The organism is Actinoplanes solisilvae (genome assembly GCF_003999975.1).
Taxonomy (GTDB): domain Bacteria; phylum Actinomycetota; class Actinomycetes; order Mycobacteriales; family Micromonosporaceae; genus Actinoplanes; species Actinoplanes solisilvae.
Map to the genome: position 1 here is coordinate 130,540 of NZ_RJAC01000013.1, position 18,197 is coordinate 148,736.

The following is an 18,197-nucleotide window of genomic DNA, read 5'->3' on the forward strand; positions in this document are numbered from 1 at the left end:
CGACGATGTCCTTCGACGATGCCTACCAGGCACTGACCGACCATGACGATGACGCACGATGGGCGTACGGGACGGGTTTCTCGGATCCGCTCGCCGGGGTGCCGACCGCTCTTCCCGAGGGGGTGGACGGCGCTGACCTGGCCGCCTACTGCCTGATGATCGGGGACGACGCGCTGATCCTGTCGCACCGGCTGCAACAGTGGGTGACCCGCGCACCCGAGCTCGAGGACGAGATGGCGATCGCGAACATCGCCCTCGACCTGCTCGGCCAGGCCCGGCTGCTGCTGACCCGGGCGGGGGAGGCTGAGGGCGCCGGCCGCGACGAGGACGAGCTGGCCTACCTGCGCGAGCCGGGCGACTTCCGCAACGTGCTGCTGACCGAGCGGGTCGACGCCGACTTCGGCCACCTGATCGCCCGCCTGCTCGTCTTCTCGACGTGGCGGCTCGCCCTGCTCGACCACCTGTCGGCCAGCCGCGACCCGGTCCTCGCCGCGATCGGCGCGAAAGGGGTTAAGGAGGTCTCCTACCACCGTGACTACGCGGCCGGCTGGACCGTGCGTCTCGGCGACGGCACCGACCTGTCCCACCAGCGCATGCAGGCCGCCATCGACGCCGTGTGGCCGTTTCTCGACGAGCTTTTCGAAACCCACGACGTCGATGCTCGCCTGGCCGGCGTGGCTGTCGACCCGGCCTCCCTGCGTGCCGAGTTCGACGCGGTCCTGGCCCAGGTGCTGAGCGCCGCCACTCTCGAGATGCCCAAGGCCGTTGAGGCTGCGACGTCGAAGGGGCGCGATGGCGCTCACGGCGAGGAGCTGAACGAGATCCTGGCCGAGCTGCAAGGGCTGGCGCGGGCAACTCCGGGGGGTGTGTGGTGAGCGCGGCCGAGGTGGCGGCGACCGTCACCGACCCGGAGCTGCCGATGCTGACGTTGGCCGAGCTGGGGATTCTGCGGGACGTGCGCGAGACCGGCGACGGGGTCGAGGTGACGATCACGCCGACGTACTCGGGTTGCCCGGCGATGGAGACGATCCGGACCGACCTGCTGCACGCGTTGCACGACGCGGGCTATTCACAAGCCCATGTCCGTACGATTCTCGCCCCGGCCTGGACCACCGACTGGATCTCCGATTCGGGCCGGGCCAAGCTCGTCGCGGCCGGGATCGCCCCGCCCGGTCCGGCGCCACGCCGGGCTGCCGGGCCGGTGCCGCTGGTGCTCGGAGTTCGTGACGACGACGTTGCCTGCCCGCGCTGCGGGGAACAGTCGACCGAGCGGCTCGCCGCGTTCGGCGCCACCGCCTGCCGCGAGCTGCGGCGTTGCCCGGCCTGCCGGGAACCCTTCGAGCACGTGAAGGAGATCTGACGTGCGCGACTTCCACGCGTTGCGGGTCGCCGAGGTCGAGCGGCTCTGCTCCGACGCGGTCGCGGTGACCTTCGACGTGCCGGGCGACCTGGCCGAGCTCTACGCGTTCCGGGCCGGGCAATCACTGACCCTACGGCGACCCGGCGACGAACGCGACGAGCGCAGGTCCTATTCGATCTGCGCCCCGGCGGGCGCGCGGCCCCGCATCGGTGTGCGCGAGGTGCCGGGCGGAGTGATCTCCGGATGGCTGGTGCACGAGCTGCGGCCCGGCGACGCTGTCGAGGTGGCGCCGCCGTCCGGCACGTTCACGCCCGACGTCGAAGCGGGCGTACGGCACGTCATGATCGCGGCCGGGTCCGGGATCACGCCGGTGCTGTCGATCGCCACGTCGCTGCTGCGCAACCCCAAGACCGAGATCGCCGTGCTCTACGGCAACCGGCGCGCCGAGACAGTGATGTTCGCCGAGGAACTGGCCGACCTCAAAGACAGCCACCCGTCGCGGATCGAACTCGTGCACCTGTTGTCGCGGGAGGCGCGCGAGGTCGACCTGCTCAGCGGCCGGCTCGACGGCGAGAAGCTGCGCACGCTGCTGCCGTTGCTGCTCGACGTGCCCGCCGTGGACCATTGGTGGCTCTGCGGACCGTACGGGATGGTCATGGACGCCACCGAGGTGCTGGGGGAAGCGGGAGTGGCGCCCGAGCGCATTCACCGCGAGCTCTTCTGGGTCGACGAGGCGCCGCCGGAACCCGTACGGGAGGAAGCGTCGCCGCCGGGGGAGAGCAGTGAGGTGACCGTGCTGCTCGACGGCCGGTCGACCGTTGTGAGCGTGGCCGAGGGCGACACCGTGCTCGACGGCGCCCAGCGAGCCCGGCCCGATCTGCCGTTCGCCTGCAAGGGCGGGGTGTGCGGCACGTGCCGGGCGCGCGTGGTCGAGGGGGAGGTGACGATGCGGCGCAACTTCGCACTCGAACCGGGCGAGGTGGCCGCCGGCTTCGTGCTGACCTGCCAGTCGATCCCGGCGTCGCCGAAGGTGACCGTCACGTTCGACGAGTGAGAGACGAGTGAGAGACGCCTGAGATCGTGGGCGGTGCCTCGTGCACCGCCCACGCGAAACGTCAGGCGGGTTTCCGGGCGAGGGCGAAGATCTGGCTCTCCTCGGGGCCGTCGGCGGGGGTGAACGACACGGTCTCGATGCTGTCGACGGTGAAGCCGTGCGCCTCCAGAACGGCGGCGAGGTCGGGCTGCAGGTAACCGGAAACGGTCACCGGAACGCCCAGGAACTCGAACGGCAGGCTGTCGCCGTCGAAGTTGACCATGCCGATGGCTAGATAGCCACCCGGCTGAAGCCAGCCGTACGCCTTGTCGAGCGTGCGTTCGATGTCGGCCTTGCTGAGCATGAGTAGCGAGAAGAACGCGGTCACGGCCTCGAAACGACCGAAGTCGTCGGCCAGCGCGCTGAAGTCGGCGTGCACGAACTCCGCGGCCGGCACCTGCTCGCGGGCCAGCCGCAGCATGCCCTCGGAGACGTCCACACCCACGACCCGGTGATCCGACTCGGTCAGCACCTTGGCCGTCGGAACCCCCGTCCCGCAGCCGAGATCGAGCACCGACGTGCCGCCCGGAAGCAGCGCGGCGATCCGCTCGACCAGCGCGGACTGGAACGGATTATGACTGTGTTCGCCCTGGTACTTCTCGGCGAGTTGATCGAAGACCTCCATGCGCGGCAGGCTACCCGCAGAATGCATCGCACTCCATGAGGCGATCGTCCGCAGTGGACGAATTATCGGAGGACCCGGGTCACCCGCTCCGTCGCGATGCGGTCGTCGAGGCGGGCGGCGTCGAGGTGCGCGCAGAGGACGATCGTCGCACCGACGGACATCGGGGCCAGCAGCCAGATCAACGGCTGCTCCTGCTCGGCGGTGTCGATCAGCACCCGGTCGCCGGGGCCGATGCCGTGCTGCTGGGCCACGGCGGAGGCCACCTCGGCGTACTCCCGGTAGGTCGTGCCGTCGGTGACCGCGGCCCGATGCTCCTCCACGGCGTGGTGTGGCGGATGCGCGCCGAGGTAGGGGCGCAGGGCGGTGACGAAGTCCTGATATCCGTCGGGCACCTCGGCGGTCGCGGCGCCGCGCGGCTCAAGCCCGAGCACGAACTGGTGCCGACCGGCGGGAACCTCGTCGAGCCAGTTGCCGATGCGGCGGCGCTCCACGAAAGTGACGTCGAGCGGGTCGCCGGCGGGGCGCAGACCGGCCGTCGCCCACTCACGGATCGACAGCTCGAGGCCGGCCGACCACGCGCCGAGCAGCACGGCGGCACTCTGCCAGTGCGGCGGCAGCAGCACCGCGGCCGAACTGCCGGGGCCGAGCCCGCAACCCTCGGTGAGCAGCGCGGCGGTCGCCGCCGTCCAGCTGCCCAGCTCGCCCGCGGTCAGCCCGAAGCGCTCACCGGTCGCGTCGTCGAAGTAGGTGATCAGGTCCCCCGCCGTCATGCTGGCAACTCTAGGCCGCGATCGGGTGCGGGCCGTGGTCTCGCGCGGGTGATCCGGGCCAGGCCGCGAGTTCGAGACGGTGCGAACGTCGCCTCATCGCATACCTGGTCAGCAGGTGCACAGTGCGTGGGCCGGCGACGCCGTCGATCTGCAAACCGGTACGAGCCTGGAAGAGGCGTACGGCCTCGGTCAGCTCGGCGTCCGAATCGCCGACCCGCATGCCGAGCTCGGCCAGCAGTTCACGGACGCAGTCCGGGTCGGGCGGCGGGGGTGCGTTCCAGCCGATCAGACCGCCGACCGCGGTGCCGACCACGGTGAGCATTCCTCGTGCGGACATCTCAAGCCTCCTGCTTGTGGGGGTGATTCCAGCATCGGGCGGCGACCTGGGCCCGGCATCGGACCGGCGGCCGGAAGCCGGAACCGGCGATGCGACTTTCGGCCGACCCCTCAGACCGGGCGGATCGAGCTTCCGACCAGGTCACCAGAGCCTCTGTATTGCTTGCTGTCAATCAATGGGACCGCGCGGCGGGGCGTCCACGAAAATCCCCGCTGCGTGCACAGCAGGTACAAGTCCCGAAGGCGACGGCGGCCATTCCGTCGCTCGGTTTCCTCAACGAGAGCGGCACCTCCTCGTCACGCCGGTCGAGCGCGAACCGCCAAGACTCTCGCCACAAAACTGACAAATCAGTCAAAACCTTTCCGTGTACGGCATCTCGCGCGCAACTTGTAGGCGGTCGGCAGGCGCCGCAGTGTCCGAAATGTTCAGTCTGTTGGAGGGAGGCGCGTGAATCGGGGGAGAGCACGATTCGGGAGGAAGGCACGCGGGTCGGGGGCGTGGTTGGGGCGGACGGCACGCGGGTCGGGGGCGAATCGACGGGGGCGAAGGCGGGGTTTGGGTGAGCGGAGCAGGGCGTGCGAATCAGGGGGAGGCGCGGCTGGGGGTGACGTACGGCATTCAGAGAACGCACAGACGGCTCACCGGTTGCCGACAAGGTTCGGGGTCAGTGTTGGGGCATCAGCCAACGAATCGAGGCGTCGCCATGACCGATGTGATGACCCGGAGCACGGAACCCGGCAACTCCGGCGGGAACGACCAGACGTACGGCGGCTACGGTCGGGGCTACGGCGGCGACCACGACGATCTGACGCCGCCTCCGCCGCCCCCGTTCGTGCCGACGCCTTCGGGCTCCTCCGGTGATCGGCGCTGGCCTCGCCGGGTGGCGGGTGGGGCCGCCGTGCTCGCGCTGATCGCCGCGGGCGGCACGGCCGGCGGCGTGGTCGCCGAGCGCTTCCTGGTCGACCACCCGGCCGCGGCGACGAGCGCGACGGCCGCCGGTGCCACAACCGTCACCGAGAGCGGCGACCTGGCCGCGCTCGTCAAGCAGGTGCAGCCCAGCGTCGTCACCGTGCTGGTCGACGGCGCCCGTTCCACCTCGCTCGGCTCCGGCGTCGTGATCCGGTCGGACGGGCTGATCCTGACCAACAACCACGTCATCGAGAGCGACGGCACCGTCAGCGTGCGCCTCTCCACCGGCCAGACCGTGCCGGCCCAGGTCGTCGCGACCGACACCACCCACGACCTCGCGCTCGTGCAGGCGTCCGGGCTCTCGGGTCTGACCCCGGTCACGTTCGGCGCCGACGACAGCGTCGCCGTGGGCGACACCGTACTGGCCTTCGGCGCGCCTCTCGGCCTCGAGAACACGGTGACCTCGGGCATCGTCTCGGCCCTCGACCGCAGCATCGACACCGCCACCGAGTCGGCCACCGGCGGCGGCACTGAGAAGCTCACCGGCCTGCTGCAGACCGACGCGGCCATCAACCAGGGCAACTCCGGCGGCGCGCTGGTCGACCTGTCCGGTCACGTGATCGGCATCAACGTCGCGATCGCCACCGCGAGCCAGGACTCCACCGGCAGCATCGGCGTCGGCTTCGCGATCCCGGCCGACACCGTCGTCGCGGCCGTGAAGGCGATGGAGTCGCAGAGCCGCTGATCAAGCCACCCGGCCGCGGCCTCGCGCCTCCCCCCGGACGAGGCCGCGGCCGGGTTCCTCCCCTGTAGACCCGGAAGCTTGATCAAAAAGTGGCCGACCGGGGCTGCCGTGCGCGGGAACGGGACCGTACCGTGCGCTCGTGACTCTGGCTCCCGTCTCCCCGGCCACCGCACCGCCCGCGCCCCCGCGGCCATCGGTGGTCAACGTCGCCTTCTGGCTTCAGCTCGCGTTGGTCGTGGCCCTGCTCCTCGCAGCCGTCACGTCGATCATCGAGGCCATCCACTACGACGGCCTGATCGACCGGGCGGCTCTGATCCATCCCGGCAACGTCGACGACGTCTCCGCGGAACGCGGGTTCAACGTGACCGGCATGCTCGCCACCGTCATCCCGGTGACGATCCTCGCCGTGTGGCTCGGGCTGACGCTGGTGTGGGTTCGCCGCGGCAGTCACGTGGCTCGCGTGCTCACCCTGGTCGGTTTCGGCGCCCCGGTGGTCTTCTTCGTGCTGGTCTGCCTGGCGGGCGGGTTGTTCGGCTTCTTCGGGCTGTTCGCCGTCGGTCTGGCCGGCGGCATCGAGGAGGGGCCGTACCCCGACGAGGAGTTCACCGACGGCTTCCCGGGCTCGGAGGCCGGCGACAAGTTCTACGACACCCTTTACAGCCTCGACACCGGCGGTTGGTCGATCGCCTACCAGGCGATCCTCACCACCCTCGCCGTCGTGATCCTGCTGTGTGCGGTCGCCACGGCCGCTCTCCTGTTGACGGGCCAGGCGAACCGCTTCTTCCGCCCCGAGCGCCACCTCGCTCAGCCGCACCGGTTCGGCTTCTCCCACTCGCCGGCCCCGCAGTACGCGACGCCGTACCCGCCGCAGTACCAGACGCCGTACCCGCCGCAGAGCCAGACGCCGTACCCGCCGCAGTACCAGGCGCCGTACCCGCCGCAGAGCCAGACGCCGTACCCGCCGCAGTACCCGCAATCCGCAGCGCCCTACCCGGCGCAGCAGGCGACGCCTTACCCGCCGCAGCCGGCGATGAACTACCCGGCTTACCCAGCCGCGTCCAGCTATCCGACGCCGGTTCCCTGGGGCCCGCCGTCTGTTGCCTACGGTCCTCCGCCCCCGCCGGTCGCAGCTTTCCCGCCTCCAGCCGCACCCGACTCGACCCCGGCAGCAACGACCGACCAAAGCGTCGTGCCAGGCGTCGCGCCTACCGAAGGCACGGCACCGACCGAAAGCGCAGCGCCCGACCAGCCACCCGCTAACTGATTCCCGGCGGAGCAAGGAACCCGGCCGCGCCTCGACCTTCCAAGCCGAGCCGCGGCCGGCTAGCTCATGAAGTTCGTGAAGCCCGCGAAGCTTGACGCAACTGTGGCCGACGCTGGCAGACACCCGGAGAGACGCGGCCTTAGCGTGCGGTGGTGACGACGTCAGCCAACCCGAACCCACGGCCCACAGTGGTCACCGCCGCCTTCCGGATCCAGCTGGCGCTGGTAGCGGCCCTGCTGATCCACGTCGTCGCGTCGGTGATCTACGCCGTCCACTACGACGGCCTTATCGTCACGGCGGCGACGATCCACCCCGAGGACCCCGGTCTCATCGCGGATGCGCGCGACTCGAACCGGTTCGCCGCGTTCTTCCGTTCCGTCCCGGCGATCGCGTACGCCCTGTGGCTGGGCTGGACGGCGATCCACACGCGGCGCGGCAGCCAGGTGGCCCGCGTTCTCTCCCTGATCGGCCTCGGCGTCCCGATCGTCCTCGGCCTGCTGGGCTGCTGTGCCGGCGTGTTCGCCTTCTTCGCGTCCGAGCCCGAGACTCCCGACGGACCGAACCGTCTGCCCGGCGACGCCTTCCGCGCCACCCTCGTCCGGCTCGACTCCGGAACGGTCTCCGATCTGTACGGCGGCGTCATCCTCGCCGTGATCGCGCTGGTGCTGCTGGGCGCGATCACCGCCACCGTGCTGCTGCTGACCCGCCCGGCGAACCAGTTCTTCCGGAGCGAACGCCAGAACCGGAGCGAACGCCAGAACCGGAGCGCAATCCCGGGCCGCAGCGAGATCCCGGGCCGCAGCGAACACCCCGGCCCGGGAGATCAGCCCGCCAGGTGACCCCAGCGGTCCTCCAGCTCCGGCCACGTCCCCTGCGCCTCGACCTTGCCGGCGATCAGCACCACGACCCGGTCGGCCTGGCTGAGCGCCGCCCGCTTGGACGTCGATCCCACCACTGTGACACCGTGCGAGCGCAGCGCCCGCCACAGCTCCAGCTCGGTGGTGACGTCCAGCGCCGACGACACGTCGTCCGCGATCAGTAGCTCCGTACGCGGCGCCAGCGCCCGGGCCAGGGCCAGCCGTTGAAGCTGGCCGCCCGACAACCGGGTTCCCTTGTGGCCGATCAGCAGCTGCAGTCCGCCGCCGGTGGCCGCCAGGTCGTGTTCCAGCTGGGCGGTCGACACGGCGTCGGCCGCGTCGACCTCGTGCCCGAGCTGGATGTTGTCGGCGACCGTGCCCGACAGGACCCGCGGGAGCTGGGCGACGTAGCCGACCTGGTTGGGCCGCAGGAACACTTCGGGCTCGTCGACCGGTTCGCCGTTCCAGCGCAGCGCGCCGTCGTGGTGCACGATGCCGGCCAGCGCCCGCAGCAGCGACGACTTGCCCGACCCGACCGGCCCGACCACCAGCACGAGCTGGCCGCGTTCCACCGTCAGGTCGATGTCCTGCGCGCCCACCGTGCCGTTCTCGTGCACCGCGCTGAAGCCCCGCAATTCCAGCGTACGCAGGGGATTGCGCGGCGCGGTCGGGGGCGCCGGAGCGGTTCCGGCCGACAGGTCGACCCCGGGCACGTCCGACGAGTAGTCGGCCACGCCCGTCATCGCCACCGTGCGGCGGGTCCACACCCGCGCCGACGGGAACTGCGACACCAGCGACGCTGTCGTCCACGCGAACCACCGCGCCGCCCCCAGCACCGCCACCGCGATCAGCGTGGCCGCGGCCGACAGCGAGCCCGACAGGTAGAGCGCCCACGCCGCGATCGGCAGCAGCCCGCTGGCGATCGACGGGGTCGAGCGCGCCCACACCTGAATGGCGATCTCGCGGCGCTGCAGGTCGCTGCGCACACCGTCGAGCCGGGCCAGATGGTCCAGCACCGGCTTGGTCGCGCCGGCCAGCTTGACCGTGCGCGCCGCCGACAGCGACGACACCAGCGCTGTTGCGAACGCCGCGCGGGCGGCCACCGTACGCCGGGCTGCTTTTTCGAGTTTGGGCCCGAACAGCGTGGCCGCCAAGCCCGAGACCACCATCGTGCCGAGGAAGAACAGGGCCGGCACGAACGACTGGGACGCCCACGTCATCGCGACCACCATGACCAGGCTGGTCGCGTTGTCGATGAGGTTGTCGGCCAGCATGACCACGCGCTCGGTGTCGCCGCCCTGGGCGACCACCTCGGCCGGGGTGTGCTTGCTGACCCGGCGCGGACCGATCTGGCCGTGTACCAGGCGCATGCTGATCCGCAGCATCTGGCGGACCCACCACTCCGGGAACCAGGCGCCCGTGTAGTAGAGCGTCGGGATCGCGACGAGCAGACCCACCGCGATGCCGACCGCCGGGTAGAGCGGACTGCCCAGCCCGTCGACCACGTTGGCCCAGAGCAGCGGCAGGATCGCGCCGTCCAGGCCGAGCAGCACGAGGATCACGAAGAGCCCGACCGCGCCCAGCCCGTACCGCTTGTCGTTCATGGTCAGGCGGGCGATCTCGCGCATCGTGCGGGCGCGCGGGGCCTCGGGCAGCGGCGGCGGGTCGACCGGCGGCAGCGTGTTGGCCAGCGTCTCGGCGCCCAGTTCGACGCGGGCGGCGGTGTCCCAGTCGTGCTCCTCGACCAGCAGCGCGCCGCCGCCCGAGGTCGCCGCGGGCACGGCCACGTTGCTGCTGGCCATCAGCTCGGCGAACCGTCGCGACTCGCGCAGCGGACCGGCCTCGAGCACCTCGCCGTCGGCCAGCACGACCACCTCGTCGCAGCGTTGCACCGACGACAGCCGGTGCGCCACGATGACGCCGATGCGTCCGGTGAGCAGCCGGTCGGTGGCGCGCTGCACCCACGACTCGGTGACCGGGTCCATCCGCGCGGTGGCCTCGTCGAGGATGACCACCTGTGGGTCGCGCACGAGGATGCGCGCGAACGCGACGAGCTGTTCCTGACCGGCCGACAGCTTGTAGCCGCCCTCGCCGAGCTTGGTGTCGATGCCCTCGGGCAGGCTGCTCGCCCACGCGGTCAGGCCCAGCTCCTCGAGCGCGTCGGCCGCGCGCGGGAGCAGATCGGGGTCGAACAGCGCGATGTTCTCGGCCAGCGTTCCGGCGAGAATCTCCGTACGCTGCGGCACGATCGCCGTCCATCGGCGCAGACCCTCGACGTTCAGGTCGTTGAGGTCGACCCCGCCCAGGAACACGGTTCCGCGCGGCACGTCGACCGCCCGGGTGAGCACCTTGGCCAGCGTGGACTTGCCCGACCCGGTGCGCCCGATCAGCGCGTACGACCGTCCGCGCGCGAAGGTCAGGTTGACCTGCCTCAGTGCCGGCGGCCGTGTGCTGTCCGACTCTCCGTAGCGGAACGTCAGGTCGCGGACGACCAGGTCGCCGTCGACCGGTGGCACGCCCTCGGTGGGTTCCTGCGGCACGTCTTGCAGCAGCTGCACGCGGCTCCAGGCGCCGAGCGCGTTCTGCAGTTCGGGCACCATGCGGGTGACGTGTTCGAGGGTGCCACCGAAGCCGAGGGCGAGCAGCCACACGGCCGTCAGCCGGGCGCCGTCGATGTGCCCGCCGATCAGCGCCCACGCGCCGACCACGACCAGAACCGCGATCAGCGTACGGGTGATCGCGCCGGCCCCCATCGTGATGCGTGACGACGAATGCCACACGAGGCGCCCGCGCCGCAGCACCTCGGCCGCGCGCCGGGCGTACAGGCGGCGGACGTAGGGAGCGGCGAGGCTGGTGCGCACGTCGTCCTGGCCGTGCACGGACTCCTCCATGACGGCGGCCAGGTCGGACCAGGCCTCCTCCTCGGAGATGCGCAGCGGCGAGATGCGCCGGACGGGCTTGTTCATGACCGCGTAGAGCAGCAGTGACACGAGCACCATGCCGATGCCCGCGGGCCACCAGACGAAGAACGCCGTCACGATCGACAGCGTCGCCACGGCGATCGACTGGGCGATGCGCACGCCGCTGCCGCGCAGTTCGGCGCCGACCTGGTAGACGTCGGAGTCGATGCGGTCGAGCAGCTCGCCGACCGGGGTGTTCTCCAGGGTCGGCACGTCTTGTCCGAAGGCGACACGGTTGAGCCCGCGGCGCACGCGGGCGGCCCAGTCGGCGGTCAGGCGGGCGGCGACCAGGCCGACGAAGACGTCGCTGAGCACCGACGCGACGAGGGCGCCGGCGAGCACGACGAACAGCGGCATGGAGCGGTTGACGAGGACCTGGCCGGCCAACGCCAGCGCACCCGCCGACCCGGCTGCGCCGAGAAGGATGAGAGCCGCGGCGAGAAGCGATCGGCTTCTCGAGGTGGCCCACAGGTCGCGAAGCAGGCGCATTGATGGTGTCCTCTGGTCGGGGTGGGGGCGGTGCCCCCATCCTTCATCGCCCGACCGAAGGTCTTCAACGCAATTACGGCGCGCGGGGCATGGCGCCCATCACCATCGACCGCCGTGGGTCAGCCCGCTCGCAACGTCAGCAGAGTGATCTCACTGGGCGCGAAGATGCGAAACGGTGGGCCCCAGAAGCCGGTGCCCCGGCTGGTGTAGAGCTGGGTGCGTTCGGAGTGGCGCGACAGCCCCTGCAGAACCGGCTGGTCGAGGCGCACCAGGTAGTGGAACGGCCACATCTGACCGCCGTGGGTGTGGCCCGAGATCTGCAGGTCGACGCCGTGCGCGACCGCCCCGGCGATCTGGGCCGGCTGGTGGGCCAGCAGCAGCACCGGCAGCGACGGGTCGGTGCCGGCCAGGGCGGCCTCGTGGTCGGCGTGGTGACCGGGCACGCCCGAGCCCGCCGCGGTGCGGTCGTCGACGCCCGCGACGACCAGCGAGTCGCCGCCGCGCGAGACCACCAGGTGACGGTTGTGCAGGGCTTCCCAGCCGAGCGAGGCCATGTGTTCGACCCAGCGCTGGGCGCCGCTGAAGTATTCGTGGTTGCCGGTCACGTAGACCCGGGCCAGCCCCGCGCGGATGTCGCCCAGCGGCGCCGCCTGCTCGCGGCGCTGGGCCACCTCGCCGTCGGCGATGTCGCCGGTGTGCGCGACCACGTCGGCGTCGAGCGTGTTGACCACCTCGGTGACCCGCCGCGACCAGCGGGCCCGGTCGATCGGCCCGTAGTGGGTGTCGGTGAGCAGCACCAGCCGCAACCCGTCGAGCCCGGCACCCAGCCGCGGCACGACCACGTCGACCCGGCGGACCCGCGGCACGCGGCGGGCCTCGGCGAAGCCCCAGACCAGCAGGATCACCGCGACGGCGACGGCCGCGACGGTCGCGACGCGCGAGCGGGCCGGGTCATCGACGCCGAACGCCCACAGCACCAGGCCGAGCACCTGGCCGAGCAGCGACCAGACGAACAGTTGCCACACGACGCCGAGCATGGTGTCGCCCAGGATCGCGGGCCCGTCGCGATGATGGCGGCCGTGCCCCGAGAACATCGCGAGCGGGAACACCACCAGGGCGGCCGCGAAGATCACCGTGCCGGCGACGAAGACCCCGGTCGGCCAGTCGTTGCCCGAGGCGAACAGGGTCCACCACGGCACGCCGAACAACAGCAGCAACACCGCTGTCAGGGTCAGCGCGAACCGGATCACACGGCCCGGCCGACGGCGGCGCGGCTCGGTCTCGACTGCTTCACCCACGGACACGCATTGAACTATGACACCTCAGATCAGTGAGGCGGGAACGACCAGGTCGGCGCGGTCGCGGCTGGCCGCGATCAGCTCGGCGTTGCGCTCGTCGGTGCCGGTGGCCCACTCGATCGCGGCCGTCTCGTCCTTGCCGAAGCGCACGTGCCGGTCGATCAGCCGGCGCAGCCGTTCGGGCCCGTCGAGGTCGGCGTACCAGACCTCGGCGAACAACGCCCGCACCGGCCGCCACGCGGGATCGTCGAGCAGCAGGTAGTTGCCCTCGCTGACGATCAGCCGGGCCGCCCGCGCGATCGGGACAGCCCCGGCGATCGGCTGCTCGATGACCCGCTCGAAGCCGGGGGCGTAGATCACCTCGTCCTCGTCCGCACGCAGCCGGCGCAGCAGGGCCGCGTAGCCGAGAGCGTCGAACGTGTCCGGGGCGCCCTTGCGGTCGCGCCGCCCGAGCCGTTCGAGCTCGACGTCGGCCAGGTGGAAGCCGTCCATCGGCACGTGCGCCACCCACGCCCCGGCGGTCAGCCCGGGTGGCGGGGCCGGGGCCAGCGCGGCCACGAGATGCTCGGCCAGCGTGGTCTTGCCGGCGGCGGGCGGCCCCGCGATGCCGAGCACCGCGCGCCGCCCGTCGGCGACGAGCGAGCGGGCCCGCGAGGTCAACGCCTCGAACGTGAGCGTCATGGCGGTCACGGTAGCGCCGGTCGGATCGACGACTGACCGGGCCCGGCGGCGGGGGACCCGGGCTATACCGGTGGGACGGGGAACGGGGGCTGCACATGATCGCATTTGCGCTGGTCGCTGCCTTGGCGGCGGGTCCGATGAACGTTCCGGCCGGACCGTACGACGAGGCAGCCGACCGTCGGGGCCGGGTCTACGTGACCGAGGGGGACACGTTGATCCGGCTGACGCCGCGCGGCCGCCGCGTCGTCGTGGCGACCTTCCCGAGCCGCCTGGTGCCCACCCCGGCCCGGCTGCCCGACGGCACACCGCGGGGCACGCCGGTGCTGATGCGCCCGGTGCCGAGCGCGGTCACGCGGGGGCCGGACGGCGCGTTCTACGTCGGCGAGCTGACCGGCTTCCCGTTCCCGCCCGGCCGCGCCCGGGTGTGGCGGGTCGTGCCGGGTCAACCCCCCGAGGTGTACGCCGGTGGCTTCACCGCGGTGGCCGGCCTGACCTGGCGACCGGACGGCCTCTACGTGCTCGAGCTCGCGGGCCCGGGGCCCCGGTTAGCGCGTCAGCCCTAGTCGCAGCCCGGCCACACCGGCGGGGGAGAGCGGCCGCGCCGTCGCCCGGGACAACTCCTCCCGTACGGCGGCCGGCAGCTCGTCGGCCAGGGCGCGCAACCGCGGGTAGAGGTCGAGAACGTCGCGGTGGGTCAGCGCGCCGACCCCGATGAGCAGGCCGTTCACTGCCCCGGGGGTCTGGACCAGCTCGACGCAGAGCTCGCGGCGCCACTGCGGGTCGTCGACGCGGGTGGCGAAGTCGCGGGCGATCCGGTTGCCGGCCGGTGAGGGCTCCTCGTGGGCGGCGTGCCGGCCGGCGCGGGCGGGCACGGGGCCCAGCCGGCAGGCGATGCCCAGCAGCCGGGCCAGCTCGGACACGGTCAGCACGTCGAGCCCGGTCGCGCAGGTCTCGCACAGGCGGTAATAGGTGGCGGCGTGCACGAGGGTGGCCGGCCGCGGGCAGTCGCCGAGCGGGCCGCACAGCCGGTCGAGAATGATCTCGGCGAGGGTGCCCTCGTGGTCGAAGCGGCCGACCCCGAAATATGCGGCGGGGGCGCTGCGATATCGGGTCAGGGCGCTGCGGGCACTGGCGTAGCCGTCGGAGGCCACGCTGATGCGCGGAATGCCGCTTTCGGCCTGTAAATGGATCAGACGGAACATGTCGCGTCGCCCCCCGGGTGGTGAAGAAGCGGTGTTGCCGGGGGGTACGGGCGCGACGGAGCGAAGGTTCACTCGTTGGAGAAAACTCGCCGCCCGGTGATCCGGAGGAAGTCGAAGGTCACCGCGTGCAACGCGTAGATGCCCACGGAGAGAATCAGGAACATCGCCACCAGCACAGCGGTGACGGCCGGGTCGAGGCCGGGCCAGGCCGCCGGCAGCAGGGTGGCGCCCAGCACGACGGCCGCCTGGCCGGTGGCCTCGGCGCCGCGGAGCAGGTCGATTGTCATGCTCCCCACCCTGGCGGGCGAGGGGGTCCGCGCGCCTCTGGCTGGAGCCGGACCGCGACTACGACTTTCGGTGGAGGGAGAAATCGGCGAAACCGGCATCACGCGCCCCGGTTCCACCTAGCGTGGAATCCCAGACCACCAGGCGTACGAGGGCGACCGCGTGACCGTGACGACAAGGCCCGGCTGGAGCACCCTCCCGGCGCTCATGTACCACTCCGTGTCCGCCGTCGGTGGCCCGATGAGCGACCTGGCGGTGCCGCCCGCCCTGCTCAGGGAGCAGTTGCACGCACTGACCGCCGCCGGGTACCGCCTGACCGGCCTCACCGAGGCGCTCGACCGGCTGGCCGCCGGCAGCACCGAACGGTTGCTCGCGGTCACCTTCGACGACGGCTATCGCGACTTCCTCACCGAGGGTGTGCCGATCCTGAAGGAGGCCGGGGCGGGGGCGACCCTCTACGCGTCGGTCGGTCACCTCGGTGGCACGGCGAGCTGGATGGGCCGCTGGGCCTCCGCCTTCGGGCCGATGCTGACCTGGGACGAACTGGCCGAGGTGGCCGCGGCGGGCGTCGAGATCGGCAACCACAGCCTGATCCACCACCCGCTCGACGTCCTCCCGGCCGCTCAGCTGCGCGACGAGCTCACCCGCAGCCACGACGAGCTCGAACAGCGCCTGCAACTCACGGTGCGGTCGTTCGCCTATCCGCACGGCTACAACAGCCGCCGCGTACGGGACCTCGTCGCGGACACCGGTCACGAGAACGCGACCGAGGTGGGCCGCCGGCTGCACACGCCGTCGGAGAAGAGGTTCGCCGTGCCCCGTCTGCAGCCCACCCCCGCCCACAGCGGCGCCGACCTGGTCGAGCTTGTGCGCACGGGCGAGACCGGCCTGGTGCCGCGGGTCAAACAGCTCGCGCAGCCCGGCTGGCGCGCGGTGCGCAGGGTGGCCCGCGCTTTCGGAAGGAACCTCACGTGAAGCGCCGCAGCCTGCTGGGCCTGGGCGCCCTGGCCGTCGCCGCGCCGCTGGCCGGGTGCAGGCAATACCGCGCCGAGGAGGAGGAGCCGCCGCCGGTCGTGTCGCACTCGCCGCGGACCCCGGACCCCTCCGCGGTCCCCACGCCGATCGTCACGTCGGGCGGCGGACCCGTGCCGATGGAGTACGGCGCGGTCATGCTGGGGGCGTACGTGGATCTGCGGGGCCTGAAACCGGCGGCGGGGATCGACCTGCGCCGCCGTCAGCTCGGACACCCGGAGCGCATCGTGCACCGCTACTACTCGTGGACCGATCAGCTGCCGGTGACGCTGTCCTACGTGCCGCCGGAGAGCACCTTGATGGTGTCGTGGCGCGGACCGGCGTACAAGAAGGTCAATGGCGGCTCGTCGGACAAACTGATCGCCCGCGCCGCGCGACGCCTGGCCGAGCGCAAGCGGCCGACGCTGCTGCGCTGGGGCTGGGACATGAACCGGGCCTTCTACGACTGGGGCGGTCCCGACAACAACAAGGACACCGCGGGCTATGTCAAGGCCTATCGGCGCATCCACCGCATCTTCCGCGAGGAGGGCGCGAGCAACGTCTCGTGGGTGTGGAGCCCGAACTGGAACTCGCGGCCCGACGAGGCCTGGAACGCGTTCACGAGGTATTACCCGGGCGACGAGTACGTCGACTGGGCCGGTGTCTCCGGCTACGCCCAGGCCCAGACCCCGTCGGCCATGTTCGACGAGTTCTACGAGACGTACGCGACCCGCAAACCGATCATGATCACCGAGGTGTCGGCGGTCGACCGCGGCGGCACGACCAAGCCCGACTGGATCACCTCGTTCCGCGAGTGGGTCAAGGAGCATCCGGCGGTCGGCGCGGTGGTCTGGTTCGACACCGACACGCATCCGGGCTCGCGCGAGAAATGGCGGATCGACTCGACGGCCGCGTCGCTGGCGGCCTACAAGGCGATGTCGAGCGACCCCGTCTTCACCGGGTGACCCGCCGGCGATGGCTGGCGCTGGTCATCGTGCTGCTGCTGGCCGGCACCGCGGCGGTCGCTCTGCGGGCCTACCTGCACGAGGCGCCGCCGGACGTCGCGGCCGCGGGACCGGGCTACTGGGTGTCGACGCGCGGCTCGGACGACGACGGCGACGGTGGCCCCTCCGACCCCTGGCGCAGCATTACGCACGCGGTCGATTCGGCGCCGGGCGGTTCCAAGATTTTTGTACGGGAGGGGACGTACGCGCCGTTCGAGGTCTCGCGGCCGGATCTGACCGTCCGCAGCGCCCCCGGCGAGCGGGCAACAGTTGAGGGCGTGTCCGGGACCCGGGACGTCGTGCTGATCACGGCGATCGGCACGACGATCGCCGACCTGACCGTGCGTGGCTGCGTGCCCAACCCGGACGCCGACGTGAACGTGACCGGCGACCACGGCAGCGGCATCCGGGTGCACAAGACCAGCTCGGTGACGATCAGCGGCGTGACCGTGCGCGACAGCCACGGCCAGAACGCGACCGGCAAGCAGGTCGGCTGCTACGGCGTTCTGGTGACCGAGTCGCAGGACGTGGAGGTGACCGGCTCGGAGGTCTTCCACAACGGCGCCGGCATCTCGATCAGCCGCGGCGGGCGCAACGTGGTGGTCGAGGGCAACAACGTGCACGACCAGGACCGCATCATCCAGAACACCGATCAGGACAGCGACGACTTCGGCGGGTACGGGCTGTCGGCCACCTTCATCACCGCTTCGCCGGGGCCGGTGTTCCGGAACAACACGGTGCGCCGCAACTACGGTCCGTCGCAGGACTACGGGGTCGACGGCGGCGGGATCGAGATCTACGACGCCGCGAACACGACGATCACCGGCAACACGTTCGAGACGAACGACGGTGTGATGGAGACCGGCACGGCGAACGCCGGTGGCTGCTCCGACAACGTGTTCAGCGACAACCGGGTGATCGGCGGGACCGGGCCGGCCGGCTTCACGAGCGACACGGGCCTGGTGCTGCGCTGCGCGGCCGGCCTGACGGTCAGCGGCAACACCTTCAGCGACCTGCAACGCTTCACGTTCCTGCTGGCCACCGGCGGCGACTTCGCCGGCAGCATCGAGGGCCTGCACATCACCGGCAACACGGTGACCCGCAACGACAACGCCGCCGTCTACCGCCTGCAGATCGACGACGGCGCTTCCCCGAACATGGTCATCGACGACAACACGTACGACACCGGCGGCAACCATTTCGGCATCCTGAACGGGAGCTGGTCGGAGGCCTCGGTGACCTACGACCAGTGGGTGACCCGGACCACCTTCGACCGGACGTCGACTTTGAAGCGCTAGAACAGGTCT

General features: G+C 71.4%; 18 protein-coding genes. 10 read left to right on the top strand and 8 right to left on the bottom strand.

Annotation, left to right across the window (positions count from 1 at the left end; all coding sequences use genetic code 11):
- Positions 1 to 5: 5 nt before the first annotated feature.
- From paaC to paaE, 3 genes are read left to right on the top strand one after another with little or no spacing between them, the layout of a single operon-like run.
- A complete protein-coding gene (gene paaC, locus EER30_RS28415) occupies positions 6 to 875 on the top strand; it encodes a 1,2-phenylacetyl-CoA epoxidase subunit PaaC (protein ID WP_127503680.1) in 870 nt (289 codons plus the stop codon).
- A complete protein-coding gene (gene paaD / locus EER30_RS28420; RefSeq protein ID WP_127503681.1) occupies positions 869 to 1,360 on the top strand; it encodes a 1,2-phenylacetyl-CoA epoxidase subunit PaaD in 492 nt (163 codons plus the stop codon). The genes paaC and paaD overlap by 7 nt, the downstream gene beginning before the upstream one ends.
- 1 nt (position 1,361) lies before the next feature.
- On the top strand, positions 1,362 to 2,414 hold the full coding sequence (paaE, locus tag EER30_RS28425) for a 1,2-phenylacetyl-CoA epoxidase subunit PaaE (protein WP_127503682.1): 1,053 nt from the start codon (positions 1,362 to 1,364) through the stop codon (positions 2,412 to 2,414).
- Between the two features lie 61 nt (positions 2,415 to 2,475).
- Here the strand turns inward: paaE and EER30_RS28430 are convergent, their stop codons facing one another.
- From EER30_RS28430 to EER30_RS28440, 3 genes are all read right to left on the bottom strand, one after another.
- Positions 2,476 to 3,078, bottom strand: a complete 603-nt coding sequence (locus EER30_RS28430; protein ID WP_164842507.1) for a class I SAM-dependent DNA methyltransferase — start codon at positions 3,076 to 3,078, stop codon at positions 2,476 to 2,478.
- Positions 3,079 to 3,140: 62 nt separating this feature from the next.
- Positions 3,141 to 3,848, bottom strand: a complete 708-nt coding sequence (locus EER30_RS28435) for a TIGR03089 family protein (RefSeq protein WP_127503684.1) — start codon at positions 3,846 to 3,848, stop codon at positions 3,141 to 3,143.
- Positions 3,849 to 3,858: 10 nt separating this feature from the next.
- Positions 3,859 to 4,185, bottom strand: a complete 327-nt coding sequence (locus EER30_RS28440; protein WP_127503685.1) for a peptidoglycan-binding protein — start codon at positions 4,183 to 4,185, stop codon at positions 3,859 to 3,861.
- Positions 4,186 to 4,888: 703 nt separating this feature from the next.
- Here EER30_RS28440 and EER30_RS28445 point away from each other — a divergent pair.
- The 3 genes from EER30_RS28445 (at position 4,889) to EER30_RS28455 (ending at position 7,942) form a co-directional block, all read left to right on the top strand.
- Positions 4,889 to 5,839 carry a S1C family serine protease gene (locus EER30_RS28445; protein ID WP_240670352.1) on the top strand — a complete coding sequence of 317 codons (951 nt, stop codon included), beginning with the start codon at positions 4,889 to 4,891 and terminating at the stop codon, positions 5,837 to 5,839.
- Between the two features lie 139 nt (positions 5,840 to 5,978).
- Positions 5,979 to 7,103 carry a hypothetical protein gene (locus EER30_RS47355; protein ID WP_164842508.1) on the top strand — a complete coding sequence of 375 codons (1,125 nt, stop codon included), beginning with the start codon at positions 5,979 to 5,981 and terminating at the stop codon, positions 7,101 to 7,103.
- Between the two features lie 152 nt (positions 7,104 to 7,255).
- Positions 7,256 to 7,942 (top strand): hypothetical protein, encoded by a 687-nt coding sequence (locus EER30_RS28455; RefSeq protein ID WP_127503686.1) that lies wholly within the window; start codon positions 7,256 to 7,258, stop codon positions 7,940 to 7,942.
- Here EER30_RS28455 and EER30_RS28460 read toward each other — a convergent pair.
- The 3 genes from EER30_RS28460 to EER30_RS28470 all read right to left on the bottom strand — a co-directional run bounded on the left by EER30_RS28460 (position 7,927) and on the right by EER30_RS28470 (position 13,388).
- Positions 7,927 to 11,409: an ATP-binding cassette domain-containing protein gene (locus EER30_RS28460; RefSeq protein ID WP_127503687.1), complete on the bottom strand. Its 3,483-nt coding sequence runs from the start codon at positions 11,407 to 11,409 to the stop codon at positions 7,927 to 7,929. The genes EER30_RS28455 and EER30_RS28460 overlap by 16 nt on opposite strands.
- Before the next feature lie 119 nt (positions 11,410 to 11,528).
- Entirely contained in the window at positions 11,529 to 12,713 is a 1,185-nt protein-coding gene (locus tag EER30_RS28465) for a metallophosphoesterase (protein ID WP_127503688.1), read from the bottom strand.
- Positions 12,714 to 12,731: 18 nt separating this feature from the next.
- Positions 12,732 to 13,388, bottom strand: coding sequence for a nucleoside/nucleotide kinase family protein (locus tag EER30_RS28470; RefSeq protein ID WP_127503689.1), 657 nt, complete (start codon positions 13,386 to 13,388; stop codon positions 12,732 to 12,734).
- Between the two features lie 95 nt (positions 13,389 to 13,483).
- Here EER30_RS28470 and EER30_RS28475 point away from each other — a divergent pair, with 95 nt between their 5' ends.
- Positions 13,484 to 13,951, top strand: a complete 468-nt coding sequence (locus EER30_RS28475; RefSeq protein ID WP_127503690.1) for a ScyD/ScyE family protein — start codon at positions 13,484 to 13,486, stop codon at positions 13,949 to 13,951.
- On the opposite strand, the gene EER30_RS28480 is transcribed toward EER30_RS28475, so the two are convergent.
- Positions 13,934 to 14,590 carry a hypothetical protein gene (locus EER30_RS28480; RefSeq protein WP_127503691.1) on the bottom strand — a complete coding sequence of 219 codons (657 nt, stop codon included), beginning with the start codon at positions 14,588 to 14,590 and terminating at the stop codon, positions 13,934 to 13,936. The two genes, EER30_RS28475 and EER30_RS28480, sit on opposite strands and share 18 nt — an antisense overlap.
- A 68-nt stretch (positions 14,591 to 14,658) precedes the next feature.
- Positions 14,659 to 14,877: a hypothetical protein gene (locus EER30_RS28485; RefSeq protein WP_127503692.1), complete on the bottom strand. Its 219-nt coding sequence runs from the start codon at positions 14,875 to 14,877 to the stop codon at positions 14,659 to 14,661.
- Between the two features lie 160 nt (positions 14,878 to 15,037).
- Here EER30_RS28485 and EER30_RS28490 point away from each other — a divergent pair, with 160 nt between their 5' ends.
- Genes EER30_RS28490 through EER30_RS28500 form a run of 3 tightly spaced genes read left to right on the top strand, consistent with a single transcriptional unit; the run spans position 15,038 to position 18,188 of the window.
- The gene (locus EER30_RS28490; protein WP_127503693.1) at positions 15,038 to 15,850 is read left to right on the top strand and encodes a polysaccharide deacetylase family protein; all 813 of its coding nucleotides are present in this window, start codon (positions 15,038 to 15,040) and stop codon (positions 15,848 to 15,850) included.
- On the top strand, positions 15,847 to 16,851 hold the full coding sequence (locus EER30_RS28495) for a glycoside hydrolase family 26 protein (RefSeq protein WP_127503694.1): 1,005 nt from the start codon (positions 15,847 to 15,849) through the stop codon (positions 16,849 to 16,851). Before EER30_RS28490 ends, EER30_RS28495 begins: the two co-directional genes overlap by 4 nt.
- Positions 16,848 to 18,188, top strand: a complete 1,341-nt coding sequence (locus tag EER30_RS28500) for a right-handed parallel beta-helix repeat-containing protein (protein ID WP_127503695.1) — start codon at positions 16,848 to 16,850, stop codon at positions 18,186 to 18,188. The genes EER30_RS28495 and EER30_RS28500 overlap by 4 nt, the downstream gene beginning before the upstream one ends.
- Positions 18,189 to 18,197: the final 9 nt, after the last annotated feature.

Coding starts and splice junctions, on each gene's coding strand:
- EER30_RS28435 (WP_127503684.1), bottom strand. CDS start 3,848: ATGACGGCGGGGGACCTGATCACCTACTTCGACGACGCGACCGGTGAG.
- paaC (WP_127503680.1), top strand. CDS start 6: ATGTCCTTCGACGATGCCTACCAGGCACTGACCGACCATGACGATGAC.
- EER30_RS28460 (WP_127503687.1), bottom strand. CDS start 11,409: ATGCGCCTGCTTCGCGACCTGTGGGCCACCTCGAGAAGCCGATCGCTT.
- EER30_RS28480 (WP_127503691.1), bottom strand. CDS start 14,590: ATGTTCCGTCTGATCCATTTACAGGCCGAAAGCGGCATTCCGCGCATC.
- EER30_RS28430 (WP_164842507.1), bottom strand. CDS start 3,078: ATGGAGGTCTTCGATCAACTCGCCGAGAAGTACCAGGGCGAACACAGT.
- EER30_RS28445 (WP_240670352.1), top strand. CDS start 4,889: ATGACCGATGTGATGACCCGGAGCACGGAACCCGGCAACTCCGGCGGG.
- EER30_RS28475 (WP_127503690.1), top strand. CDS start 13,484: ATGATCGCATTTGCGCTGGTCGCTGCCTTGGCGGCGGGTCCGATGAAC.
- EER30_RS28470 (WP_127503689.1), bottom strand. CDS start 13,388: ATGACGCTCACGTTCGAGGCGTTGACCTCGCGGGCCCGCTCGCTCGTC.
- EER30_RS28440 (WP_127503685.1), bottom strand. CDS start 4,185: ATGTCCGCACGAGGAATGCTCACCGTGGTCGGCACCGCGGTCGGCGGT.
- EER30_RS28485 (WP_127503692.1), bottom strand. CDS start 14,877: ATGACAATCGACCTGCTCCGCGGCGCCGAGGCCACCGGCCAGGCGGCC.